The sequence below is a fragment of the Humibacillus xanthopallidus genome (assembly GCF_006716675.1).
Lineage (GTDB): Bacteria > Actinomycetota > Actinomycetes > Actinomycetales > Dermatophilaceae > Humibacillus > Humibacillus xanthopallidus_B.
The window spans coordinates 1,592,227-1,617,225 of record NZ_VFPM01000001.1 but is presented as its reverse complement, the minus strand read 5'-3'; the positions used below and the strand labels follow the sequence as shown (position 1 = coordinate 1,617,225).

Annotated in this window: 21 protein-coding genes; 14 read left to right on the top strand and 7 right to left on the bottom strand. The window is 71.6% G+C overall.

Annotation, left to right across the window (positions count from 1 at the left end):
* The 3 genes from FBY41_RS07080 to FBY41_RS07070 all read left to right on the top strand — a co-directional run bounded on the left by FBY41_RS07080 (position 1) and on the right by FBY41_RS07070 (position 3,168).
* Positions 1–1,140, top strand: a complete 1,140-nt coding sequence (locus tag FBY41_RS07080; protein ID WP_141842616.1) for a vWA domain-containing protein — start codon at positions 1–3, stop codon at positions 1,138–1,140.
* Positions 1,133–2,278, top strand: a complete 1,146-nt coding sequence (locus tag FBY41_RS07075) for an XdhC family protein (protein ID WP_141842614.1) — start codon at positions 1,133–1,135, stop codon at positions 2,276–2,278. Before FBY41_RS07080 ends, FBY41_RS07075 begins: the two co-directional genes overlap by 8 nt.
* 179 nt (positions 2,279–2,457) lie before the next feature.
* Entirely contained in the window at positions 2,458–3,168 is a 711-nt protein-coding gene (locus tag FBY41_RS07070) for a FadR/GntR family transcriptional regulator (protein ID WP_185748927.1), read from the top strand.
* Between the two features lie 108 nt (positions 3,169–3,276).
* Here FBY41_RS07070 and mgrA read toward each other — a convergent pair whose 3' ends face one another.
* Entirely contained in the window at positions 3,277–4,320 is a 1,044-nt protein-coding gene (mgrA, locus tag FBY41_RS07065; RefSeq protein ID WP_141842610.1) for an L-glyceraldehyde 3-phosphate reductase, read from the bottom strand.
* 106 nt (positions 4,321–4,426) lie between these two features.
* Here mgrA and FBY41_RS07060 point away from each other — a divergent pair, with 106 nt between their 5' ends.
* From FBY41_RS07060 to FBY41_RS07040, 5 genes are all read left to right on the top strand, one after another.
* Positions 4,427–4,909 (top strand): (2Fe-2S)-binding protein, encoded by a 483-nt coding sequence (locus FBY41_RS07060; RefSeq protein WP_141842608.1) that lies wholly within the window; start codon positions 4,427–4,429, stop codon positions 4,907–4,909.
* Positions 4,906–7,410 (top strand): xanthine dehydrogenase family protein molybdopterin-binding subunit, encoded by a 2,505-nt coding sequence (locus FBY41_RS07055; protein WP_141842606.1) that lies wholly within the window; start codon positions 4,906–4,908, stop codon positions 7,408–7,410. The genes FBY41_RS07060 and FBY41_RS07055 overlap by 4 nt, the downstream gene beginning before the upstream one ends.
* Entirely contained in the window at positions 7,407–8,264 is an 858-nt protein-coding gene (locus FBY41_RS07050) for an FAD binding domain-containing protein (protein ID WP_141842603.1), read from the top strand. The genes FBY41_RS07055 and FBY41_RS07050 overlap by 4 nt, the downstream gene beginning before the upstream one ends.
* A gap of 7 nt (positions 8,265–8,271) precedes the next feature.
* Positions 8,272–9,123: an SRPBCC family protein gene (locus tag FBY41_RS07045; protein ID WP_141842601.1), complete on the top strand. Its 852-nt coding sequence runs from the start codon at positions 8,272–8,274 to the stop codon at positions 9,121–9,123.
* Positions 9,124–9,263: 140 nt separating this feature from the next.
* A complete protein-coding gene (locus FBY41_RS07040; protein ID WP_141842600.1) occupies positions 9,264–9,920 on the top strand; it encodes an NAD(P)-dependent oxidoreductase in 657 nt (218 codons plus the stop codon).
* 74 nt (positions 9,921–9,994) lie between these two features.
* Here FBY41_RS07040 and FBY41_RS07035 read toward each other — a convergent pair whose 3' ends face one another.
* Positions 9,995–10,942, bottom strand: a complete 948-nt coding sequence (locus FBY41_RS07035) for an ornithine cyclodeaminase family protein (RefSeq protein ID WP_141842598.1) — start codon at positions 10,940–10,942, stop codon at positions 9,995–9,997.
* 391 nt (positions 10,943–11,333) lie between these two features.
* Here FBY41_RS07035 and FBY41_RS07030 point away from each other — a divergent pair, with 391 nt between their 5' ends.
* Entirely contained in the window at positions 11,334–12,707 is a 1,374-nt protein-coding gene (locus FBY41_RS07030; RefSeq protein WP_141842597.1) for an L-serine ammonia-lyase, read from the top strand.
* A 126-nt stretch (positions 12,708–12,833) separates the two neighbouring features.
* On the opposite strand, the gene FBY41_RS07025 is transcribed toward FBY41_RS07030, so the two are convergent.
* Positions 12,834–13,271 (bottom strand): DUF3237 domain-containing protein, encoded by a 438-nt coding sequence (locus FBY41_RS07025; RefSeq protein ID WP_141842596.1) that lies wholly within the window; start codon positions 13,269–13,271, stop codon positions 12,834–12,836.
* Between the two features lie 82 nt (positions 13,272–13,353).
* Positions 13,354–14,700: a glycoside hydrolase family 1 protein gene (locus FBY41_RS07020; RefSeq protein WP_141842595.1), complete on the bottom strand. Its 1,347-nt coding sequence runs from the start codon at positions 14,698–14,700 to the stop codon at positions 13,354–13,356.
* Between the two features lie 75 nt (positions 14,701–14,775).
* On the opposite strand from FBY41_RS07020, the gene FBY41_RS07015 reads away from it, so the two are divergent.
* Together FBY41_RS07015 and FBY41_RS07010 are read left to right on the top strand one after the other, a co-directional pair.
* Positions 14,776–15,981, top strand: a complete 1,206-nt coding sequence (locus FBY41_RS07015) for a molybdopterin molybdotransferase MoeA (protein ID WP_141842594.1) — start codon at positions 14,776–14,778, stop codon at positions 15,979–15,981.
* Between the two features lie 53 nt (positions 15,982–16,034).
* Positions 16,035–17,672, top strand: coding sequence for an ABC-F family ATP-binding cassette domain-containing protein (locus FBY41_RS07010; protein ID WP_141842593.1), 1,638 nt, complete (start codon positions 16,035–16,037; stop codon positions 17,670–17,672).
* Positions 17,673–17,823: 151 nt separating this feature from the next.
* On the opposite strand, the gene FBY41_RS07005 is transcribed toward FBY41_RS07010, so the two are convergent.
* Both FBY41_RS07005 and fdhD read right to left on the bottom strand, forming a co-directional pair.
* Positions 17,824–18,162 carry a YciI family protein gene (locus tag FBY41_RS07005; RefSeq protein ID WP_141842592.1) on the bottom strand — a complete coding sequence of 113 codons (339 nt, stop codon included), beginning with the start codon at positions 18,160–18,162 and terminating at the stop codon, positions 17,824–17,826.
* A 14-nt stretch (positions 18,163–18,176) separates the two neighbouring features.
* The gene (gene fdhD / locus FBY41_RS07000) at positions 18,177–19,025 is read right to left on the bottom strand and encodes a formate dehydrogenase accessory sulfurtransferase FdhD (RefSeq protein WP_141842591.1); all 849 of its coding nucleotides are present in this window, start codon (positions 19,023–19,025) and stop codon (positions 18,177–18,179) included.
* Between the two features lie 25 nt (positions 19,026–19,050).
* Here fdhD and mobA point away from each other — a divergent pair, with 25 nt between their 5' ends.
* Entirely contained in the window at positions 19,051–19,671 is a 621-nt protein-coding gene (gene mobA, locus FBY41_RS06995) for a molybdenum cofactor guanylyltransferase (RefSeq protein ID WP_221629215.1), read from the top strand.
* A gap of 213 nt (positions 19,672–19,884) precedes the next feature.
* The gene (locus tag FBY41_RS06990; protein WP_141842589.1) at positions 19,885–21,945 is read left to right on the top strand and encodes a M4 family metallopeptidase; all 2,061 of its coding nucleotides are present in this window, start codon (positions 19,885–19,887) and stop codon (positions 21,943–21,945) included.
* 117 nt (positions 21,946–22,062) lie between these two features.
* Here FBY41_RS06990 and FBY41_RS06985 read toward each other — a convergent pair whose 3' ends face one another.
* Positions 22,063–22,659, bottom strand: a complete 597-nt coding sequence (locus tag FBY41_RS06985; protein WP_141842588.1) for a hypothetical protein — start codon at positions 22,657–22,659, stop codon at positions 22,063–22,065.
* A 294-nt stretch (positions 22,660–22,953) separates the two neighbouring features.
* Here FBY41_RS06985 and FBY41_RS06980 point away from each other — a divergent pair, with 294 nt between their 5' ends.
* Positions 22,954–24,936 carry an N-acetylmuramoyl-L-alanine amidase gene (locus FBY41_RS06980; RefSeq protein ID WP_260439598.1) on the top strand — a complete coding sequence of 661 codons (1,983 nt, stop codon included), beginning with the start codon at positions 22,954–22,956 and terminating at the stop codon, positions 24,934–24,936.
* The last annotated feature ends 63 nt before the right edge of the window (positions 24,937–24,999 follow it).

Here is a 24,999-nt window from a genome sequence, read left to right as displayed (position 1 = left end):
ATGACCACCGGCACCATCGACCTCACCGCCCGGACGCCACCCCCGGAGCCCGCGCCCGACGAGCTGCTCCTCGGCTTCGCCCGCGCCCTGCGCGCAGCCGGCATCGGCGTCACCGCAGACCGCGAGCGCACCTTCCTCCTCGCCGTCGCCACCGTCGGCATGGACGAGCGCTCGCACGTCTACTGGGCCGGCCGCGCGACCCTCACGTCGACGCCCGCCGACTTCGCGGCATACGACGAGGTCTTCGAGCGGTGGTTCGGCGGCGAGGCCATCAAGCCGGGCCAGCGCGTCGACGTCGTGCGCCCGCCCGTCGTCCAGGCGCCGCTCGACAGCGGCGAGGGCGAAGGCGGCGACGCGGATGCCGACACCGTGCAGGCCAAGGCGAGCGCCCAGGAGGTCCTCCGCCACCGCGACGTCGCCAGCCTCACGCCGGCCGACCGGGCCGTCGCGGCGCGCGTCTTCGCGAGCCTGAACCCTCGCTGCCCGCAGCGCCGGGCCCGCCGCCACGTGCGCTCCTCGACCGGAGCGCTCGACGGCTCTGCGACCCTGCGCGAGCAGCTGCGGCGGATGGGCGAGCCGGGCCGCATGCACCACCGCCGACGTGGGGTGCGCGCCCGTCGCGTCGTGCTGCTCATCGACGTCTCGGGGTCGATGAGCCCGTATGCCGACAGCCTCCTTCGCCTCGCCCACGCCTACGTGCGCCGGGCTGAGCACGTCGAGGTCTTCACGATGGGCACCCGCCTCACGCACGTGACCCGCGCGCTCACCGAGCGTGACCCCGACCGTGCGCTCGCCGCCGCCGGGCGGGTCGTCCCGGACTGGTCGGGCGGCACCCGCCTCGGCGACTCGATCGGCGCCTTCCTCGACCGCTGGGGTCGGCGGGGCATGGCCCGGGGAGCCGTCGTCGTCGTCTTCTCCGACGGCTGGGAGCGCGAGGGGCCCGAGGTGCTCGGTGAGCAGATGCGCCGGCTCGCCGCCCTCGCCCACCGCGTCGTCTGGGCCAACCCGCACCGCGGCAAGGTGGGCTACGAGCCGGTGCAGCAGGGCATCGTCGCGGCCCTGCCGCACATCGACGACTTCGTCGCCGGGCACTCGCTCGCGACGTTCGAGGAGCTGATCGAGGTGGTCGCCCATGCGTGAGGTGATGAACGAGCTGATGCAGTGGTGGTCGGCCGGTGAGACCGTCGGCGTCGGCACCGTCGTGGGCACGTGGCGCTCGGCGCCGCGCCAGCCCGGCGCGTCGATGCTCGTCGGGCCCGGCGGCGAGGCCGTCGGCTCGGTGTCGGGCGGCTGCGTCGAGGGCGCGGTGTACGAGCTCGCCCAGGAGGTCGTCGCGTCCGGCCGCCCGGTCCTCCAGCGCTACGGCGTGAGCGACGACGACGCGTATGCCGTCGGGCTCACCTGCGGGGGCATCCTCGACGTCTTCGTCGAGAAGGTCTCACCCGAGACCTTCCCCGAGCTCGGTGCCGTCGCGGCCGACATCGACGCGGGCCGCCCGGTCGCGGTCGTGACCGTCATCGAGCACCCCGAGCCCACGTGGGTCGGGCGTCGGATCGTCGTGCACGCCGAGGAGGAGGGCGACGAAACGACCTCCGTGCTCGGATCGCTCGGCAGTGGCCGCGCCGACGACGCCGTGCGCGATGACGCGAGGGGACTGCTCGCACAAGGACGTTCGGCGATCCTCACCTACGGCCCCGACGGGGAGCGACGGGGCGAGGGCATGCGGGTCTTCGTGGCGGCGCACGCCCCCAAGCCGCGGATGCTCGTCTTCGGCGCCATCGACTTCGCGGCGGCGGTGGCCCGGGTCGGCGGCTTCCTCGGCTACCACGTCACCGTCTGCGACGCCCGGCCTGTCTTCGCGACGAAGACGCGCTTCCCCGGTGCCGACGAGGTGGTCGTCAAGTGGCCGCACGACTACCTCCAGGGCGAGGTCGACGAGGGCAGGATCGACGGGCGCACCGTCATCGCCGTACTCACCCACGACCCGAAGTTCGACGTGCCGCTGCTCGAGGTCGCCCTGCGCCTGCCGGAGGTCGCCTACATCGGTGCCATGGGATCGCGCCGCACCCACGAGGACCGTCTCGAGCGGCTCCGTGAGGCGGGGCTGAGCGAGGAGGAGCTCGCCCGGATGAGCTCGCCCATCGGGCTCGACCTCGGCGCCCGCACCCCCGAGGAGACGGCCGTCTCGATCGCCGCCGAGATCATCGCGCTGCGCTGGGGCGGCGCCGGCGAGCGGCTCGCGGTCACCGAGGGCCCCATCCACCACCACCACGTGTGACAGGTGGGGTGAGGCCGGGCCGAGGCACAGCCGGGTCCGGGGGGCATTCGCCGCACGTTCGGTAGCCCGGGCGACCGCAGGGGCGGGTCTGGGGCGCCTTCGCCGCACGTTCGGTAGCCCGGGCGACCGCAGGGGCGGCACTTGAAGATGTGACCACTTGGGTGGCAGGCTCACCCCCCGTGAGCCACTCGGGGTTCGGACCCGTCGCGCGCCAGCCGGTGACGCAAGAAGTCTTCGCCGAGCTGCGCGACGCCATCCTCACGGGTCGACTGGCACCCGGTGACATCGTGCCCCCCGAGCGCGAGCTCGCGATGTCGTTCGGCGTCAACCGCTACACGGTCCGCGAGGCGCTGCAGCGCCTGCAGCACGCCGGATTCGTGCGGATCGTCCCCGGCGGCCGCACGACCGTCCGCGACGTGCGGGCCACGGCCGGACTCGACCTGCTCGCCCACCTCGCCGACGTCGCCGGCGAGCCGGATCCCTCCATCGTGCGCGACGGTCTCGAGATGCGGCGCTCCATCGGCCGGGAGGCGGCTCGGCTGGCGGCCACCCGGGGCACCGCGGAGTCGCACGCCCGCATCATCGCCCGCTGTGTCGACTACGGCGACGACGCCCATCCCGACGCCGACCGCTGCTTCTGGCGCGAGATCGTCGAGTCGAGCGACAACTTCGCCTTCCGGCTCGCCCTCAACTCGCTCGAGCGCGCCATCGACTCCTGGCCCGACTCGATGGACCCCGTGCTCGCCGCCGACCGCGCCGACCTGCTGCCGCACGCTCCGCTGGCTGAAGCCATCGCCGCGCGCGACGTCGACCGCGCGCCCGCCCTCGCCGACGCCATCCTCAGCCAGGCCGTCGACACCTGGACCGCCCTCGCGGCCCCAGCCGACTGACCAGCCCGTATGCCGTCCGGCCCGGCCCCGGCCGACGCGCGGCGCGAGCTCGCCGGGGGACACGGCCGGACGGCATACCGACGTGGTGGGTTGAGAGCTCGGGAGAGCTCAGTGGGCGCTGGAGCGCTTCCAGAGGTTGATGCCGCCCTCGACGGCGTGGGTGTCGATCTTGGCGAGCTCCTCGGGAGTGAAGTCGAGGTTGTCGAGGGAGCCGAGGCTGTTCTCGAGCTGCTGCACCGACGACGCGCCGATGAGCACCGACGTGACGCGCTCGTCGCGGAGGATCCACGCGAGCGCCATCTGCGCGAGGGACTGGCCGCGGGCCTTCGCCATCCGGTTGAGGGCACGGATGTGCTTGAGGTTCTGCTCGCTGAGCAGCTTCGGCGACAGCGACTTCCCCTGAGCGGCTCGCGAGCCGGCCGGCACGCCCTTGAGGTACTTGTCGGTGAGCATGCCCTGCGCGAGCGGCGAGAAGGCGATGCAGCCGACGCCCTCCTCGCCGAGCACGTCGAGGAGGTCCTCCTCGACCCAGCGGTTGAGCATCGAGTAGCTCGGCTGGTGGATGAGCAGCGGGGTGCCGAGCTCACGCAGGATCGCGATGGCGTCCTTGGTGCGCGGGCCCGAGTAGGACGAGATGCCGACGTAGAGCGCCTTGCCCTGGCGCACTGCCGTGTCGAGCGCGCCCATCGTCTCCTCGAGCGGCGTCGTCTCGTCGAAGCGGTGGGAGTAGAAGATGTCGACGTAGTCGACGCCCATGCGCTGGAGGGACTGGTCGAGGGAGGAGAGGACGTACTTGCGGCTGCCGCCGCCCTGGCCGTAAGGGCCGGGCCACATGTCGTAGCCCGCCTTCGTCGAGAGGATCAGCTCGTCGCGGTAGCGCGTGAAGTCCTGCGCGTAGATGGCGCCGAAGTTGCGCTCGGCGGAGCCGTAGGGCGGGCCGTAGTTGTTGGCGAGGTCGAAGTGCGTGACCCCGAGGTCGAAGGCCCGGCGCAGGGTCGCACGCTGGCGCTCGAGCGGCACGTCGTCGCCGAAGTTGTGCCAGAGGCCGAGCGAGACCGCCGGCAGGTCGAGCCCCGACCGGCCGGTGCGGCGGTAGGTCATGGAGTCGTAGCGCGAGCGGAGGGCCTGGTAGTCGTCGGCGTGGAGCGTCATGGGGACCAGTCTGCCCCCAGTCTGCCCCCAGCCCTTGTCAGGTAGTTGAACGGCAGCGAGACTCAGGGCGGGGAAGTCACTGCAGCGCGGCAGGAGGACATGAAGCATGAGTCGAATCACGGTGATCGTCGACGGTGTGAGCTACACCGACGAGGTCGAGCCCCGGACCCTCTTGGTCCATTACCTACGAGAGACGGTCGGCAAGACCGGCACGGTCGTCGGTTGCGACACGAGCAACTGCGGGGCCTGCACGGTCCACCTCGACGGCACCAGCGTCAAGTCGTGCAACGTCCTCGCCGTCCAGGCGGACGGGCACGAGGTCACGACGATCGAGGGCCTCGCGCAGAACGGCGAGCTGCACCCGGTACAGAAGGCCTTCCACGAGTGTCACGCCCTCCAGTGCGGCTACTGCACCCCCGGAATGATCATGCAGGCGTGCGACGTGCTGAAGAACAACCCCGACCCGAGCGAGCAGGAGATCCGTGAGGGCCTCGAGGGCAACCTCTGCCGCTGCACGGGCTACCACAACATCGTCAAGGCCGTGCAGCAGGCGGCCGGCGAGCTGAGCTCGCAGGCGGTGTCCTCATGACGATCACCGACGACCGCACCGACACCACCGCGCCTGAGCTGGAGATCGGCAAGGCGCGGCGCCGCAAGGAGGACCAGCGGCTCATCACCGGTCGCACCCGGTGGACCGACAACATCCAGCTGCCCGGCATGCTGCACCTCGCGATGGTGCGCAGCCCCTTCGCCCACGCGACGATCACGGCGATCAACACGGCCGAGGCCAAGGCGGCCCCGGGCGTCATCGACGTCGTCACCGGCGAGGACATCAAGGACGTGCAGGGCGTCAACGCCAACGCCTGGCCGATCACGGCCGACCAGGTCACCCCGACCCACCTGCCCGTCGCGGTCGAGCGGGTCGCGTGTGCCGGCGAGATCGTCGCCGTCGTCGTCGCCCGCAGCGCGGCTGCTGCGCGCGACGCCGCCGAGCTCGTCGACGTCGACTACGACGAGCTGCCGGCCGTGCTCGACCTCAAGGAGGCGGCGGCCGACACGGTCCTCGCCCACCCCGACCTCGGCACGAACAAGTCCGCCTTCTGGAAGCTCGACTCGGCCGAGGCCGGCACCGGCGGCGACGTCGACGCCGCCATCGCCAAGGCTCGCGAGGACGGCGTCGTCATTGAGCGCGAGTTCCGCCAGCAGCGGCTCATCCCCGCCTTCATGGAGCCGCGCTCGGTCGTCGTCGACCCGACGGGTGAGCAGATGGTCGTCTGGTCGGCCACGCAGATCCCGCACATCCTGCGCTTCCTCATCGCGGCGACGATGGGCATCCCCGAGTCGAAGGTGCGCGTCATCGCGCCCGACGTGGGCGGCGGCTTCGGCGGCAAGCTGCAGACGACGCCCGAGGAATTCGCCACGATCGCCGTGGCCCGGCGCCTCGGCAAGCCCTGCAAGTACACCGAGACCCGGTCCGAGTCGCTGCTCTCCGGTCACCATGGCCGCGACCAGTGGCAGAAGCTGACCCTCTCGGCCGAGAAGGACGGCACGGTCACCGGCCTCAAGGTCGAGCTGCTCGCCGACATGGGCGCCTACATCGCCATCGTCGGCGGCGGCGTGCCGGTGCTCGGCGCGTGGATGTTCAACTCGATCTACAAGTTCCCGGCCTACCAGTTCAACTGCCAGACGGTGCTGACGAACAAGACGTGGGTCGACGCATACCGCGGCGCCGGTCGCCCGGAGGCGACCTTCGGCATCGAGCGGATGATGGACGAGCTCGCTGCCGAGCTCGGCCGCGACCCGCTCGAGGTGCGCGAGCAGAACTGGATCAGGCACGAGGAGTTCCCCTTCACGACGGTCGCGGGCATGACCTACGACTCGGGCAACTACGAGGCGGCGACCGCGAAGGCCAAGGAGCTCTTCGGCTACGACGAGCTGCGCGCCGAGCAGAAGCGCCGTCGCGAGAGCAACGACCCGGTCCAGCTCGGCATCGGCGTCTCGACCTTCACCGAGATGTGCGGCCTCGCGCCGTCACGCATCCTCGGCCAGCTCAACTACGGCGCCGGCGGCTGGGAGCACGCGAGCATCCGCATGCTCGCGACCGGCAAGGTCGAGGTCGTCACGGGAGTCTCGCCGCACGGCCAGGGCCACGAGACGGCGTGGAGCCAGATCGTCGCCGACCGGCTCGGCGTGCCCTTCGAGGACGTCGAGGTGCTGCACGGCGACACGCAGACCTCCCCGCGCGGCCTCGACACCTACGGCTCCCGCTCGCTCGTCGTCGGAGCCGAGGCGGTCGTCCGGGCCGCCGACAGGGTCATCGACAAGGCCAAGGTCTTCGCCGCCCACCTGCTCGAGGCGAGCGAGGACGACCTGGAGTTCAAGGCCGGCCGCTTCGGCGTCAAGGGCACCGACAAGGGCATCGGCATCGCCGAGATCGCGCTGGCGACCTTCGCGGCGCACAACCTCCCCGACGGGGCGGAGCCCAGCATCGACGCCGACGCGACGTTCGACCCCGACAACTTCTCCTTCCCCCACGGCACGCACCTCTGTGCCATGGAGGTCGACACCGAGACCGGGGCGACGACGATGCGCAAGTACGTCTGCGTCGACGACATCGGCACGATCATCAACCCCCTCATCGTCGAGGGCCAGGTGCACGGCGGCCTCGTCCAGGGCATCGCCCAGGCGCTGTGGGAGGGCGCGGAGTACGACGAGCAGGGCACCCTCGTGACCGGCTCGTTCGTCGACTACACCCTGCCGACCGCGGCCGACACGATCAGCTTCGTCACCGACCACACGACCTCGCCGTCGACGACGAACACCTTGGGCACCAAGGGAGTCGGCGAGGCTGGCACGATCGCGTCGACCCCTGCGGTGGTCAACGCGATCGTCGACGCGGTGCGCCCGCTCGGTGTCGACGACATCGTCATGCCGTGCACCCCCGAGCGGGTGTGGAAGGCGATCCAGGCCGGTCACCCGGTCTCGCACGAGGGCGAGCGCGACGCTGCGCCGCACTTCGACGAGGCCACGCCCAACCAGGACCCGGGCGCCGGCAGTCCCAGCACGACGACCGAAGGGAGCGACCAGTGATCCCCGCACAGTTCGACTACATCGCGCCCAGCTCGGTCGAGGAGGCCATCCGCGCGCTCGCCGAGCACGGCGACGACGCCAAGGTGCTCGCCGGTGGGCAGTCGCTGCTGCCCATCCTGCGGATGCGCCTCAACGCGCCCGGGGTCGTCATCGACCTCGGCCGCATCGGTGAGCTCCAGGGCATCACCGAGGAGGGCGACACCCTCGTCATCGGAGCCATGACGACGTATGCCGCCGTGCTGGCCTCCGAGGCCGTCGGGACCCATGCGGCCCTGCTGTCCAAGGCGATCCAGACGGTCGCGGACCCGCAGATCCGGCACCGCGGCACGATCGGCGGGGCCCTCGTGCACGCCGACCCGGCCGGTGACGTCGGGGCGCCGGCGCTGGCCCTCGGTGCGGAGTTCGTCATCGCCGGACCGGGCGGCTCGTCCCGCACGGTCGCGGGTGACGACTTCTTCGAGGACCTCTTCACGACGGCTGTCGGCGAGGGCGAGCTGCTCACCCACATCCGCGTGCCCAAGCACACGGGCTGGGGGGCGCACTACGAGAAGTTCGTGCGGGTCAGCCACCAGTGGTCCATCGTCGGCATCGCGGCGACGGTGCGCAGCGAGGGCGGCTCGATCGCCGAGGCGCGGGTCGGCCTGACGAACATGGGCTCAACTCCCCTGCGCGCCAAGGCCGTCGAGGAGGCGCTCGTGGGGAAGCCCGCTACCGACGAGGCCGTGCGTGCGGCCGTCGCCTCGGTGGCGGAGGGCACCAACCCGCCCTCCGACCTCAACGGCGACTCCGACTACCGCAAGCACCTCGCCACGGTGCTGACGCGGCGCGCGGTGCTCGCCGCGGCCGGGGCGTGATCGGCGGATGGAGCTGACGCACTCCTTCACCGTGCCGACCTCGGTCGACGATGCGTGGGCACTCTTCATGGACCTCGAGAAGGTCGGTGGGTGCTTCCCGGGAGCGACCGTGACGGAGGTGAACGCCGACGACTTCTCCGGCACGGTCAAGGTCAAGCTCGGCCCGATCGCCCTGCTCTACTCCGGCTCCGGGTCCTTCGTCGAGCGTGACGACCAGGCCCACCGGGCGGTGATCGAGGCCAAGGGCAAGGACAAGCGCGGCAACGGCACGGCCGGGGCGACGGTGACCATCGAGCTCTCGCCCGACGGCACCGGCACCCGCGCCGACGTCGTCACCGACCTCGCCGTCACGGGCAAGCCGGCGCAGTTCGGCCGGGGCGTCATGCAGGACGTGTCGGACAAGCTGCTCATGGCGTTCATCGCGTGCATCGAGACGCGGCTCGGCGAGGGTGGCGCTGAGGCGGGTGCGGCCGAGGCGGGCGCGGCCGAGGCCGGCGTGGCTGAGACCGGTGCCGCCGGGGCGGCAGCAACGGACGCAGGTGTCGTGGCCGCGGCAGGCGCTGCCACGGCCGACGGCACGGCCATCAGTCCCGCGGCGGAGTCTGCGGCAGCAGCCGCTGCTCCGAGCCCGGCGCCTGCTGCCCCGGCCACGTCCGGGACTGCAGGTGGAGCGGCACCGCGCCCGGCGGCATACCCCCCTGGGCCACGGCTGGTGCCCTCCTCGATCGAGGAGGACGACGCGCTCGACCTCGGGTCGGCCGTCATGCCGGTGCTGGTCAAGCGCTACGCGGGCTATGCCGCGGCGGCGTTCGTCGGCCTCGTCATCGGCATCCTGCTCGGCCGGCGCGGCTCCGACTGACCACCCACCCACCCAACCCAATCGAAAGAGCAGTTCGTCGCTGTCGAGCGGCCCCGCGCGGCCGCGTGGAAGGGCGACGAACTGCTCTTTCGATTGCTGGGGAGGGGGCGGTGCACAGCCCGCTCTGAGAGGGTGGAGTCATGTCTCGCATCACGCTCATAGGCGGCCACGGCAAGGTGGCCCTGCTCGCTGCTCCCCTCCTCGTCGCCGACGGCCACGAGGTCACCTCGGTCGTGCGCAACCCCGACCACGTCGCTGACGTCGAGGCGACCGGCGCGACCGCCCTGGTGCTCGACATCGAGCACGCCGCGACCGCCGAGATCGCCGAGGCCCTGCGTGGGAGCGACGTCGTCGTGTGGTCCGCGGGTGCCGGCGGCGGCAGTCCCGAGCGGACGTATGCCGTCGACCGTGACGCCGCGATCCGCTCGATGGAGGCCGCGTCCGAGGCCGGAGTCGAGCGCTATGTCATGGTGAGCTACTTCGGGGCCGGGCCCGACCACGGGGTGGCGCCGGACAACGGCTTCTACGCCTATGCCGAGGCCAAGGCCGCTGCCGACGAGCACCTGCAGGGCACTGACCTCGCGTGGACGATCCTGCGTCCCAGCGCCCTGACGCTCGAGGACGCGACCGGGCACATCGAGACGGGCGAGGGAGTGGCCGCGGGCTCGGTGTCACGCGACAACGTCGCGCACGTGATCCGCTCGGTCGTCGGTCACCCGGAGACCACCGCCCGGCGCATCATCGCCTTCAACGACGGGCTGACGCCGATCGAGGACGTCATCCACCCCCGCGACTGACCCCGTGTGACGACGCGCCCACTCGAGTGCGTGTCTCGTCGAGTGCCCAGTTCCCGACAGGACGAAAGCGTCGGCTACAGCCGCGTCGCGTGCTCGGCCACGACGAGGTCCTGCCAGGCCATCCCGACGCCCTTGAAGACATTCGGCCGGTCGGTCGCCCGCGAGACGTGCCCGCGCACGAGATCGGTGAGCGTGCCGACGTCGCTCCAGGAGAGGGCACCGTCGGAGACCGCCAGCACGACGTCGCCGGCCTCCCGGCGGGCGGTCTCGACGTCCTCCACGACGACGAGCGACCGACCCATGAGGCCGCTGTCGAGCTCGCGGCGGTCGAGCTCGTGCGACCCGATGGCCACCACGCACGCACCGTTGCGCACCCACGACCCGTCGAGCACCGGGGTCTGCGCTGCGGTTGCCGTGATGATGACGTCCGCGCCCCGCACTGCCTCCTCGAGGGCCTGCCGGTCGGTGACGGCCAGCGCCTCGACGCGCGGTGCGCCATCGAGACCCCTGATGCGGTTTGCCGCCGAGCGGGCGCGGTCGAGGGCGCGCCCGGCCACGGTGATCGTCTGCGGTGCGCGGATCGCCAGGACTGCCTCTGCGTGACCGATCGCCTGCGGTCCGCTGCCGAGGATGACGACCTGCGAAACCTCCTGCGGCGCAAGGCAGTCGATGGCGACCGCTGACACGGCCGGGGTGCGCAGGGTCGTGAGGGCGGCGCCGTCGAGCAGGGTCGAGGGGGTCAACGTCACTGCGTCGCAGAGCACGTAGATGGCCTGGATGCGCTCGAGCCCCTTGCTGGGATTCGCGGGCGCAACCGTGGCGACCTTGACTCCGGCGGCGCGCCTCGACGTCGACGGCATGACGAGCAGCTGGCCGTCACCCGCAGGCAGTGCCGTCCGCGCGGGCTCGGCTGCCGGGTCGAGCCCATCGACGAGTGCCTGCCGGATGAGACGCCGTGCCCGGTCCGCGGACACCGCACGTCGAAGGGTGGTCGCATCGACCCAGCGTGGCTGCTCCGTCATCACGGCCCAGACTGTATGCCGTCGGCACATGAGCACTCGACGTCACGCGGCGTCGAGTGCCCATTTCCCGACAGCAGGAAACTGGGCACTCGACTGGTCGGTGTGTCGAGTGCTCATTTCCCGACGGTAGGAAACTGGGCACTCGACTCGTCGGTGTGTCGAGTGCCCATTTCACGACGGTAGGAAACTGGGCACTCGACTGGTCGGTGTGTCGAGTGCCCGTTTATCGACGGTAGGAAACTGGGCACTCGACTGGTAGGGGGTGTCGGGGAGGGGGCGGACGGCATACCTCGGCGTGGTGCGTCGGCGCGGGTCGGGGACGTAGGCTCGGGTCGGCCGTCCACCACCCCCGCGGCGGCCGCCGTCAACGACGACACGAAGTCAGGACACCATGGCGCTCAGCGTTTTCGACCTCTTCTCGATCGGCATCGGGCCGTCGAGCTCGCACACGGTCGGCCCCATGCGGGCCGCGGTGCTCTTCGCCGAGCGGCTCCGTGACGAGGGCCGGCTCGAGCAGGTCGCGCGGGTGCGGTCCGAGCTCTTCGGCTCCCTCGGCGCGACGGGCCACGGGCACGGCAGCGACAAGGCGGTGCTGCTCGGGCTGACGGGTGAGCGTCCGGAGCTGTGCGACCCCCGGGCGGTCGACGCGCGCCTCGCGGAGATTCGCGCGACGAAGCGGCTCTCGCTGCTCGGCGAGCACGAGATCGACCTCGTCGAGGACGAGGACCTCGTGCTGCACCGGCGCAAGACGCTGCCGCTGCACCCCAACGGCATGACGTTCACCGCGCTCGACGCGTCGGGCGCGACGGTGGCGCAGCACACGTACTACTCCGTCGGCGGCGGCTTCGTCGTCGGTGAGAACGCCGACGGCCAGACGAAGATCGTCGAGGACTCGACGCCGGTCGCCCACCCCTTCCGCACCGGCGACGAGCTGCTCGCGCACTGCAAGGAGACCGGCAAGTCGATCGCGCGCATCATGCTCGAGAACGAGCTGTCGTGGCGCACGGAGGCGGAGGTGCGCCAGGGGCTGCTCGACATCTGGGCCGTCATGAAGGAGTGCGTGCGCAACGGCATCGCGACCGAGGGCGTGCTCCCGGGGGGCCTGCGCGTGCGGCGGCGGGCGCCCGAGCTCGCGCGGCGGCTCGCTCTCGAGTCGGGCAGCGACGACCCGCTGCGCGGCATGGACTGGATCACGCTCTACGCGCTCGCCGTGAACGAGGAGAACGCCGCCGGCGGCCGGGTCGTCACGGCGCCGACCAACGGAGCGGCGGGCATCATCCCCGCGGTGCTGCACTACTACGCCAACTTCGTGCGCGGCGCCGACCGTGACGGCATCGTCCGCTTCCTGCTCACTGCCGGCGCGATCGGCGTCATCTACAAGGAGACCGCCTCGATCTCCGGCGCCGAGGTCGGCTGCCAGGGCGAGGTCGGCTCCGCGTGCTCGATGGCGGCGGGCGCGATGGCCGCCGTGCTCGGCGGCACGCCGGAGCAGGTCGAGAACGCCGCCGAGATCGGCATGGAGCACAACCTCGGCCTCACCTGCGACCCCGTCGGCGGGCTCGTGCAGATCCCCTGCATCGAGCGCAACGCGATCGCGTCGGTCAAGGCGATCACGGCCGCCCGCACGGCGCTGCGCGGCGACGGCTCGCACGTCGTCAGCCTCGACAAGGTCGTCAAGACGATGCGCGAGACTGGCGCCGACATGAAGGTGAAGTACAAGGAGACCGCGCGCGGCGGGCTCGCCGTCAACGTCATCGAGTGCTGAGGGCCGGTCCACAGCCGCCGGTATGCCGTGAGGTGCGCGGGCGCCGACGCTGAGTGACCGTCTCGTGGGCACTCCGGCGGGGCACTCCGTCCCGGGCACTCCGTCCCGGGCACACCGTCCCAGGAGCTACGGATGGCGCCTGAGGTCGGGGAGGTCGGCCAGGGGCAGCTCGACCTCGCACTCGTAGTAACGCATCGCGAGCCGGTGCTGCTCCGTGTCGATGCTGCCCTCGCCGACGGCGATGACGTCGTTGAGCCAGAGGTGCGACGCCGCGTCGGTCTGGAAGGTGAGGACGTGGACACCGCGCCCGTCGGCCAGCGACGAGAGCCCCGTCAGCGTGAAGAGGACGACCCCGTCGTCGACCTCGATGACGCCGCGGGCATCCGGTGACGCGTAGCCCTCGCGGATGCGTGGGAAGTTCGACCACGTGGCGGTGCCCGAGAGGCGTCCGGTCAGCGTGCCCGTGCCCTGCCCGTAGATCCGGCCGTCGCGTCCGGACCCGGCCGCGACCTCCTGCAGCAGCTCGTAGGTCCAGTAGGCATCGCAGAGATGGTTGAGTCGCACCCTGACCTCCTCGGATCGTCCGATCCTTCGACGGTACGCCGGTGTCGGCGGCCCGTGTGCTCGTCGGGGGAGATGAGTGCGCTCAGCGAGGGTGCGTGGCCTGCTCGCTCACCGGATACTCCTGTCCTGCAACGTATTTGGCGTGTAGCTCCGGCGTACCGCCGCCCGCGCGGATCACCTCGGCGAAGAAGCGCCCCGAGTCGCGCACGGTGCGCTCCTGCGTCTCGTAGTCGAGGGCGACGAGGCCGAAACGCGGGCCCTCGCCCTCGTTCCACTCCCAGTTGTCGACGAAGCACCAGTGGTAGTAGCGCTCGACCGGAATCCCTTGTGCCCGAGCCTCGCTCAGCACCGACAGGTGCTCCCAGAGGTAGCGCGACCGGAAGGCATCGACAGCATCGCACGTGCCGTTCTCGGTGACCCAGACGGGCAGGCGGTAGATCTCCCAAGCCCAGCGGGCCATCTCGCCGAGCCCGGCGGCATACACCTCCCATCCGAGGTCGTTGACGGGGACACCCGGCGGGGTGCCGTCGTCGAAGCGCGTGACCGTCGTGCGGGAGTAGTAGTTGAGCCCGAAGAAGTCGGCGTAGAGGGCGTGGCCCTCACCGGAGCCCGCGGGCGGAGCAGGTATGCCAGCCGGCCGCCGTAGCGGGAACGTGAACTCCCCTGTCGTCATGGCCCGCACGATGGCCCCCTGGAAGAGGTGGCGCATGGCCGGCGTCAGCGCGCGGTGCCACGGGTTGCGCGGGTTGCCCGGTCGGAACGGCCGCAGGTGGTGGGCGACCCCGACCATCGTGCCGGGTCCGGGCTGCAGGGCGTGGATGAGGGTGTAGGCGCGGAGGTGGGCAGCCGCGAGGACGCTGTAGACGCGCATCCCCTCGCGCAGGCTGCGGTGCCCGGGCGGGAAGTGGCCGAAGACGTAGGCGCCGGTGACGTAGACATTGGGCTCGTTGATCGTCACCCACTCCGAGACGAGGTCGCCGAGCCGCGTCACGACCTCGGCGACGAAGCGCTCCCAGACCCAGAGGGCGCCGGGAGCGAGCCACCCTCCGTCACGCTCGAACCACAGCGGGTGGCTGAAGTGGTGCAGCGTCACGAGGGGGCGGATTCCCTTGGTGCGCAGGAGCTCCAGCTCGGCGCGATAGCGCCGGAAGGCCGCGTCGTCCCACTGTCCGGGCTGCGGCTCGAGTCGCGCCCACTCGACGCTGAGGCGGTAGATCTGCACGCCCAGCGAGGCCATCAGCTCGGTGTCCTCCCGCCACCGCCGCCAGTGGTCGGTGGCGCGAGCGGGGGTGGAGCCGTCGGCGATGGTGCCCGGGCGGCTCCCCCAGTCGCTCCAGTTGCTCTCGACGTCGCCGCCCTCGATCTGGGTCGCCGCGCTCGCGACACCGAGCAGCATCCCGTCGAGGCGGAACGCGTCATCGGTGGCCATGAGCTCACGCTAGTCGGCGTCCCCCGCCGTGGGGCGCGAGGCGCTACCCCGCACGGGTGCGGCAGACTGGCGACCGTGAGCGCAGCTGGAGGACACCGGTCGGTCGCGGAGCATCGTGCCGCCATCGCCGACCTGCTGGGTGCAGGTGCGACGGAGCGCGTCGCCCTCGACCGCCACGCCGCAGGACGCCGGCTCGCAGCCGACCTCGTCGCCGCCGACGACCTGCCGCGCTTCGACAACAGCGCCATGGACGGGTATGCCGTGTGCCCGGGATCGCCGGACCAGCGCGCCTATCCGGTGGTCGGGGACGTGCCCGCGGGGTCCGCTCCACGCTTTGCCCTCGCGCCGGGTGAGGCAGCGAGGGTGATGACCGGCGCCCGGGTGCCCGAGGGCACGGTCGCCGTCGTGCCCGTGGAGCGCACTGATGCCAGCCCGACCGGGCCCGCACCCGAACGGGTCACCATCGATGCCGACCCGACTCCCGGACAGCACGTGCGGCCTCGGGGCGAAGATGTCACGGCCGGATCCGTTCTTGCCGCAAGGGGATCCGCGACGACCCCGGCTCTCATCGCGCTCGGTCGCTCCGCCGGCTGCACGGTCGTGGAGGTCCAGGTGGCCACGCGGGTGGCCGTCGTCGCCACCGGCGCCGAGCTGGCGCCGCCCGACGCCGACCCCGGCGCCGGCGGGATCCACGAGTCCAACTCCGACATGATCGCCGCCCTGGCGCAGGCCGCCGGGTGCGACGTGCGCCGCGCCGAGGTCTGCTCCGACGAGCCCCCCGAGCTGCGAGCGCTGCTCCACGACCTCGACCGCGACCCCGACATCGACCTCGTCGTCACGACGGGAGGCGTCAGTGCCGGGGCCTACGAGGTCGTCCGCCAGGTCTGCGAGCCGCTGCCGACCTTCGACTTCGTCCACCTCGCGATGCAGCCCGGGGGCCCCCAGGGGCTCGGTCGCTACGGCTCGACCCCGGTGATCTGCCTGCCCGGCACCCCGGTCGGGGCGTTCGTCGCCTTCGAGGTCCTCGTCCGGCCGGGACTCGACCGACGCCACGGCGCACCGCCCGCGCGACCCGGCCAGGCGGCATACCGCGGCAAGTCGAGACGCACGCGAGCGGGACGCGTCCAGTTCGTCACGAGCGTGCTGCACGACGACGGCACCGTCTCGGCGCCGGACGCGCGCCACCTGACGGCCCTCGCCGCCGCGAACTGCCTCATCGAGGTGCCCGAGGGCGTCGACCAGCTCATCGACGGCGACGTCGTCACCGTGCACCTGCTGTGACCGCGGCCGAGCGTGTGTCGGAGAGCGCCCGCCGGCACACCTAGGCTTGCCCCGTGAGCGCGACCCTCGTGGCCAAGGACCTCGCCGGGGGCCACGCCCACCGGACTCTCTTCGAGCACCTCGACCTCACCGTCGCCCCGGGCGACGTCGTCGGGGTCGTCGGCGCCAACGGCGCGGGCAAGTCGACCCTGCTGCGGCTGCTCGCCGGGGTGGACGAGCCGCTCGCCGGCACCGTGACGACGGCGCCGTCCGACGCCTTCATCGGGTGGCTGCCGCAGGAGCACGAGCGGGTGCCCGGCGAGACGGTGGCCGACCACATCGGGAGGCGCACGGGAGCGACCGCCGCGATGCTCGCTATGGAGGACGCGGCCGCGGCGCTCGGCGGCGACGACCCGCGGGCCGACGAGACGTATGCCGTCGCGCTCGACCACTGGCTCGCGAGCGGTGCGCCCGACCTCGACGACCGCGTCCCGCCCATGCTCGCGGAGCTCGGGCTCGACGTCGGGCCCGACGCGCTCATGACCTCGCTCTCGGGCGGCCAGGCGGCGCGGGCCGCGCTCGCGGCCCTGCTGCTCAGCCGCTTCGACCTCGTGCTGCTCGACGAGCCCACCAACGACCTCGACCTCGCGGGGCTCGACCGGCTCGAGGCGTTCGTCCACGGCCAGCGCGGCGGCGTCGTTCTCGTGTCGCACGACCGGGAGTTCCTCGCCCGCTGCGTCACCCGCATCGTCGAGCTCGACCTCGCCCAGAACGCCGTCTCGGTGCACGACGGCGGCTACGAGTCCTACCTCGAGGAGCGCGAGGTCGCGCGCCGGCACGCGCGCGAGGCGTACGAGGCGTATGCCGGCACGAAGGCCGATCTCGAGGCGCGGGCCCGCACGCAGCGGGAGTGGTCGTCCAAGGGCGTGCGCAACGCCATGAAGAAGAGCCCCGACAACGACAAGATCCGCCGCGCCGCGAGCATCGACTCGTCGGAGAAGCAGGCCCGCAAGGTGCGGCAGATGGAGTCGCGCATCGCCCGGCTCGACGAGGTCGCCGAGCCGCGCAAGGAGTGGGTGCTGCAGTTCTCGATCGGCGCTGCGCCGCGGTCGAGCTCGGTCGTCGCGACCCTCAACGAGGCGGTCGTGCGGCGCGGGGACTGGACCTTCGGCCCGGCGTCGCTTCAGGTCGAGGCGCGTCGGCGCATCGGCATCACCGGCCCGAACGGGGCCGGGAAGTCGACGCTCCTGTCGCTGCTGCTCGGGCGGCTGGAGCCGGATGCAGGGAGTGCCTCGCTCGGTGCCAGCGTCGCCGTCGGCGAGATCGACCAGGCGCGCACCGGGCTGCGCGAGGACCTGCCCCTCGGCGATGCCTTCGGCGAGGCGGTGCCCGACCTCGCCCCGGCCGAGCGTCGGACGCTGCTCGCGAAGTTCGGGCTCAAGGCCGACCAGGTCGGCAGTGCGGTCGGGCGGCTCTCACCGGGTGAGCGCACGAGAGCCGCGATTGCCCTGCTGCAGGCGCGGGGCGTCAACCTGCTCGTGCTCGACGAGCCGACGAACCACCTCGACCTGCCGGCCATCGAGCAGCTCGAGCAGGCCCTCGACTCCTACGACGGAGCGCTGCTGCTCGTATCGCACGACCGGCGCCTGCTCGAGAACGTCCGGCTCGACGAGCGGTGGCACGTCGAGGGCGGCCAGGTCACCCGCCTGTGACCGGAGGCGGCTGCGGGACCGCCGCCGGTGTGCCGACGGACCGCCACGAACGCTCAGGCAGCTGCCGCGGCACGCTCAGCCCGGCGGCATACGGCCGATGGTGGCGGTCCGCCCTCCCAGTCGTCAGCGCTTCAGCCCGGTAGGCAGCGCCTCAGCCGGGTGACTGGGTCTCGTCGGCCACCCACGGACCGAGCGGCGGGTCCCAGCGCCGCACGACGCGGCGCAGCACGTAGCCGCCCTGCCAGTAGGGGTCCTGGTCGAAGGTCTCGGTCACCTCGGCGAGCGACTCACCCGACACGACGACGAGGGCGGCGTTGCGCGGCTCCTGGTCGGTCGGCTCACCCTCGCTGATCTCGTCGATGCCCTCCTGGTACATCCCGCCGACGAGCAGGCCGGGCAGGCCCGTGAGCCACTCGCGGTGCTCCGGCCGGATCGTCAGCATCTCGGTGACGTCGTCGGGGTAGGTGTAGTGGATCGCGAAGATGGCCACGGTGGTCCTTCCGGTCAGGTGGTCGTGACGCGGTGCGCGCCGGCATAGACGTTGAGGCGGGTGCCTCGCACAAAACCCATCAGTGTCATCCCGGCATCCTCAGCACACTCGACGGCGAGCGAAGAGGGCGCCGAAACGGCTGCCAGACAAGGGATTCCGGCCATGATCGCCTTTTGGGTCAGCTCGAACGACGCCCGACTCGACACGACGAGCACGCACCCGACCCCGGGCACCCTGCCGTTCTGCAGCGCCCACCCGACAACCTTGTCGACGGCGTTGTGCCGACCGACGTCCTCGCGCACGACGAGCGCCTCGCCGTCGGCGGTGAAGAGGCCTGCGGCGTGCAGCCCGCCCGTCTTCTCGAAGGCCCGCTGCTCGCCCCTCAGCGCATCCGGCAGCTCGGCGACGACCTTGGCGGCTATCTCCATCCGGTCCGCCCTCACGTCGAAGGCCGACTGCGCCCGCAGCTGCTCGATGCTCGCCTTGCCGCAGACGCCGCACGAGGAGCTCGTGAAGAAGGACCGGGTCGCCGATGCCGCAGGAGGTGTGACCCCCGCGGCGAGGGTCACGTCGATGACGTTGTAGGTGTTCTCGTCGAAGCCGCTCTCGCCCGACACGACAGCGCCCTCGCAGTAGCGCGCCAGTGCGATGTCCTCGGCCGACCGGATGATGCCCTCACTGAGCAGGAAGCCGTGGACGAGCTCGATGTCGTGACCGGGCGTGCGCATCGTCACCGTGAGCGGACTGCCGTTGACGCGCAGCTCGAGCGGCTCCTCCACCGTCAGGGTGTCCGGGCGGGTCGCGCTCGCGCCGGTCGCGACGTCGATCGTCGTGACCTTGCGCCGCACCGTCACTCGTCCCATGAGCCCAGCGTGCCAGACTCCCCTCGTGGAGCCGAGCCCACCCGTCCTGCCGTATGCCGTGAGCGTCCTCGTGCTCACCGGTGGCGCTTCGCGACGCATGGGCAGCCACAAGCCGTCGCTCGAGGTCGGCGACCTCCCGATGGTGGTGCGCGTGCTCGAGGCTGCGCGACCCCGCCCCGTGCTCGTCGTCGGGCGAGGCGACGACGTGCCGGGCGGCATACCGGTGCTCGTGGAGGACCCGCCCGGAGGGGGGCCGGTGGCCGCGATCGCCGCGGGAGTGCGGCACCTGCCGGGGGAGACCGACGTCGTCGTCGTGCTCGCGGCCGACCTGCCCTTCGTCACCTCCGGGCACCTCGACCGCCTGGCGAGCGCCGCGATGACCGGCGCTGCGGGCGCGACCGGGGGCGCCGTCACCGTCGACCCGACCGGACGGCGCAACTGGCTCTGCTCGGCCTGGCCACGCACGGCGCTCGCCGCCGCGCTCGACCGCCTGGGCGACCCGTCGGGACGCAGCATGCGCGACCTCGCCGCCGGCCTGCGGCCCGCCGAGGTCGCTGACACCGACGGCGTCGCCGACGACGTCGACACCCCGGACGACCTCGTGCAGGCGCGCGAACGCGTCGCCGGGGAGGGATCACCCACCTGAAGGCTGGGAGATCGGCCAAGCCGGCCCCTGCCGCGAATCTCCTTGTGCCCAAGCGTTACTCCGAGTTCGGCCCGCATTTGGCAAAGAGTTGGTAAGGGACGTTGACCGACATTTCGGGCTCCTGCGACTGTCAGCCGTCCCCATCGTGAGTCTCATCACCTGAGACGGCGGACTCCACCAGCGGCGGACGCCGCATGTCGACAGGAGCAATCAGTGAAGCGATTGAAGTCTGGGCTCGCGACCGGGGGCCTGCTGGCCCTCGCGCTGGCCATCTCGCCGGCGATCCCGGCGGGCGCGGCCTCCGCGGCGTCGGGGGACAAGGGCCCCGCGCCGGAGTCACAGAGCCTCAAGACCGTCGAGCAGTCCAAGGCGGCCAGCTCCGCCAAGGCCCTCGGCCTCGCCTCCGGCGAGCAACTGACCGTGAAGTCCGTCATCACCGACCCGAACGGCGCGACGCACGTGCGCTACGAGCGCACCGTCGACGGGCTGCGCGTCGTCGGGGGCGACCTCGTCTCGCACCGCGACGCCTCCGGCGCCGTCGAGAGCGTGACGTGGAACATCCGCAAGAGCGTCACCCCGGCCACGATGACGCCGAAGATCTCCAAGAGCACGGCCCAGCAGGCCGGCCTCGCGGCCGCGACGGCGAACAACGAGAAGTCGACGGCCGGTGAGCTCGTCGTCTACCAGGGCGCCAAGGCGCCGACCCTCGCCTACGAGGTCGTCACCGAGGGCATCAAGGCCGACCAGACGCCGACCCGGCTGCACACGATCGTCGACGCCGTGACGGGCAAGACGCTGACGAGCTGGGACGACATCAAGGAGGGCACCGGCAACGGCATCTTCGTCGGCACCGTGTCGCTCGCCACCTCGGGCAGCAGCGGCAGCTACACGATGCGCGACACGCACGGCAACTACGCGACCGACCTCAACCAGGCGACCTCCGGCACGGGCACGACGTTCACCGACGCCGACGACGTCTGGGGCAACGGCTCGCAGAGCAGCCGCCAGTCGGCCGCCGTCGACGCGCACTACGGCGCCGGCAAGACCTACGACTACTACAACACCCAGCTCGGCCGCGCCGGCATCTGGAACAACGGCACCGGCGCCCGCAGCCGTGTCCACTACGGCCAGAACTACGTCAACGCCTTCTGGGACGGCACGCAGATGACCTACGGCGACGGCGCGGGCAACGCCGCCCCGCTCGTCGAGCTCGACGTCGCCGGCCACGAGATGAGCCACGGCGTCACCGAGAACACCGCCGGCCTCGCCTACTCCGGCGACGCGGGTGGCCTCAACGAGTCGACGTCCGACATCTTCGGCACGGCCGTCGAGTGGTACACCAACAACCCGAGCGACGTCCCCGACTACCTCATCGGCGAGGAGATCAACCTCAACGGCAACGGCACGCCGCTGCGCTACATGGACAAGCCGAGCAAGGACGGCTCGTCGAAGGACTGCTGGAGCAGCTCGCTCGGCGGCCTCGACCCGCACTACTCGAGCGGCCCGCTCAACCACTGGTACTACCTCGCCTCGGAGGGCTCTGGCGCCAAGACGATCAACGGCGTCAGCTACAACAGCCCGACGTGCAACGCCTCGACCGTCACCGGCATCGGTCACCTCAAGGTCGAGAAGATCTGGTACCGCACGCTGTCGACGTACCTCACGTCCTCGAGCAACTACGCCGCTGCCCGCACGGGCGTCATCAAGGCGGCGAAGGACCTCTACGGTGCTGGCTCGGCCGAGTGCACCGCGGTCGACAAGGCGATGGCGGCCATCTCGGCGCCCGCGAGCACCGAGACGTGCGGCGGCACGACCCCGCCGCCCACCGGTGGGTCGCTGACGAACGGTGGCTTCGAGGCCGGCCAGACCGGCTGGACCGGCACCTCGGGCCCGATCACGAACAACACGGGCCGCCCGGCCCACAGCGGTTCGTGGAAGCTCTGGCTCGGCGGCAACGGCACGACGGCCTCCGAGAGCGAGTCGCAGACCTTCGCGGTGCCGTCGACGGCCACGTCGCCGACGCTCACCTACTGGGTCCGCATCGACACGGCCGAGACGACGACCTCGTCGGCCTACGACAAGGCGACGGTCTCGCTCAACGGCACGACGGTGAAGAGCTACTCCAACCTGTCGACGCCCAAGGCCTCGTACTTCCAGGTGAGCGTCGACCTCACCGCCTACAAGGGCACGAACGTCACGCTGAAGTTCGCCGCCACGGAGGACTCGTCGCTCCAGACGAGCTTCGTCTTCGACGACGCCGCGACCAACTTCTGATCGCTCGCGTCACCCGCGTCAGCTGCGTCACCCACAGCACCACAGACTGACGGCCGGTATGCCGCCCGCTCCCTCGGCGGCATACCGGCCGTTGCCGTCCTGGCTGCGTGGGCTGGGTCAGCCCGCGGCGGTGACGCCGGTCGACGTCGTCGCGGTCGCCGTCGGCGTCGTGCATCTGGCGCTGGCCGGCGTCGTGAGCGTCACGTCGGTGACGACGGCGCCGATGACGTCGGAGACCCCGCCGAGCGAGGAGTCGGTGAGGTCGAAGGACCGGGCGAGGTCGTCGGTCACCGAGAGGGTGATGGGGTCGCTCTCGGCGTCGTCGGACGGCGGGATCGTCGCCGTGCCGTCGGACGTGACGTCGCCGGACTGGACGGGCGTCGCCCGCAGGGCGGTGAGGGCGTCCATCAGCTGCAGGCGCTGAGGCGTCGTCAGGGTGCAGGTGCGGTCGTGGACGAGGCGGGTGTTGACGACGACCCGGCCGCTGATCTCGACGACGACCCGGTCGTCGAAGCCCGCGATCCCACCGGTGCGTCGCAGGGTCATGGGGAACTTCGGGCCCGGCTCGTCGGGGCCGCTGCCCACGCCGCCGTCACCGCCCGCCCGGTCGATGTCGTTGCCGGCGTCGATGCCGGAGCCGGAGCTGCCCGCAGGGTCATCGGTGGACCCGCCGCCGGACGGCAGGGTACGGGTCGTCGCCTCGACCCCGTTCACGGACGCAGTGACACTGCACCCCCCGAGCAGGAGTGCAGTGACGGCCACCCCTGCGCACACGCTTGCGCGCCACATGCTGTCCATCTTGCGCCCATCTGCCCGGTGGTGCACGTGGGACAGGCGGGAAGGGTGACAACACTTCGGTGAAGATCTCAAGTGGCAGGCCTCGGGGTCTGGGTGTTGGCTCGACCGGGTGGAGCGGGTCGCAGGATCGCGACGCACACCATCCATCCGGCATACGAAAGGGACCACCGAGTGATACCCCACGACCAGTTCGACCGAACCCGGAGCGGGGTGGCGAGTGACTCCGTCGCCACCTCCGCCGACATCTCGTCGCCCCTGCGGGGGCGGACCCGCAGGCGCTCGATGGCGGCGCTCGTCGCAGCAGCCGCGGTCATCGGCGGTCTCGCGCTGACAGCCGGGCCGTCGGCCCAGGCGCAGGCGACGAGCGTCGGCAGCGACGCGGGCAGCCGCGAACGTGCCTTCGCCGCAGCGTCGGTCGAGTTCGGGGTGCCGCAGCCGGTGCTCGAGGCCGTCTCCTACGCGCAGACCCGGTGGGACTTCAACCCCGGCCACAGCACGTCGGGCGGTTACGGCCCGATGCACCTCGTCGACGCGAGCCTGGGCTCCGCGTCGGAGGCCAAGGGCCTCGGCGGCCCGACCGCGCCGGCTGCAGGCGCCGGTGCGCCGGCGGCCGACACGCTGTCGCGCGCCGCGACCCTCACCGGCCTCGACAAGGACGCGCTGCGCACCGACGAGCTCGCCAACATCCGCGGCGGCGCCGCGGTGCTGGCCGCCGAGCAGCGGACCCTCGGCCTGCCCGTGGGCGCGACGACGAGCCCGGACGCGTGGTACGCCGCCGTCGCCGAGTCCTCGGGGTCCGCGCAGGAGGACGTCGCCGCGGCGTTCGCCGACGACACCTTCGCGGTCATCGCGAGCGGCGCGGCCCGCCGCACGGTCGACGGCAAGGACGTCTCGCTCCTCCCGGCCCGGGTGAGCCCCGACAAGAGCCAACTCGGCAGACTCGGTCTCGTGAAGAAGAACAACCGGGGCCCCGTCGACTGCCCGCCCGGGCTGGACTGCGAGTGGGTGCCGGCGCCCTACGAGAAGCTCGGACCCGACCCGTCGGACTACGGCAACCACGACCTCGCGAGCCGGCCGTCGTCGCCGAAGATCACGAACATCGTCATCCACAACACCGAGGCGAGCTACGACACGACCCTCAAGCTCGTCACCGACCCGACCTACCTCTCGTGGCAGTACTCGCTGCGCTCGTCGGACGGGCACATCGCGCAGCACCTCGAGCCGCAGGACGTGGGCTGGCACGCGGGCAACTGGTACGTCAACAGCCACTCGATCGGTCTCGAGCACGAGGGCTTCGCGGCGACCGGTGCGCAGTGGTTCAGCGAGTCGATGTACCGCTCGTCGGCGCGACTCGTGAAGTACCTCGCGCGGAAGTACGACATCCCGCTCGACATGCAGCACATCTTCGGCCACGACCAGATCCCGGGCGTCACGCCCGCCAACGTCGCGGGGATGCACTGGGACCCGGGCCCCTACTGGAACTGGGAGCGCTACTTCCAGCTGCTCGGCGCGCCGCTCAACGCGCACGCCGCCGACGGCGCCGTCGACCTCGTGCGCATCGTGCCCGGCTTCGACGACAACATCCAGCCGCTGACCTCGTGCACGACCGCGGGGGCGCCGTGCGAGCCGCAGGGCACGAACTTCGTCTACCTGCACCAGGCGCCGTCGACGGACGCGCCCTACATCAACGACATCGCGCTGCGCCCGAACGGTGCGCCGGCCACGACCCGCGTCTCTGACATCGGCGCCCGCGCCCAGGCGGGCCTGACCTTCGCCGTGGCCGAGCGCCAGGGTGACTGGACCGCCATCTGGTTCAACGGGGTCAAGGGCTGGTTCCACAACCCGGCGAGTGACCCGACGGCCATCCCGGTCGAGGGCTCCTACGTCGTGCCCAAGGCGGGCCTGGCCAAGGTTCCCGTCTATGGGCGGGCCTACCCCGAGGCGTCGGCCTACCCGGCCGGCATCCCCGTCCAGCCGCTCGCACCGCTGCAGTATGCGTTCACGCCGGGTCAGCGGTATGCCGTCGGCGACCTCACCGTCCCGACGAACTACTACCGTGCGACGACGTTCTCGCTCGACACACCGAACGACCACGTCGACGTGGTGGGGCAGGACCGCTACTACCAGATCTCGCTCGGCCACCGCTTCGCCTTCGTCCGCGCGGCCGACGTGGAGGTCATGACGGCGAAGTAGCGCCACCGATGGTCAGGAAGTGAGCACTCGACGCGAAAGGACTGGTCGAGTGCTCACTTCTCG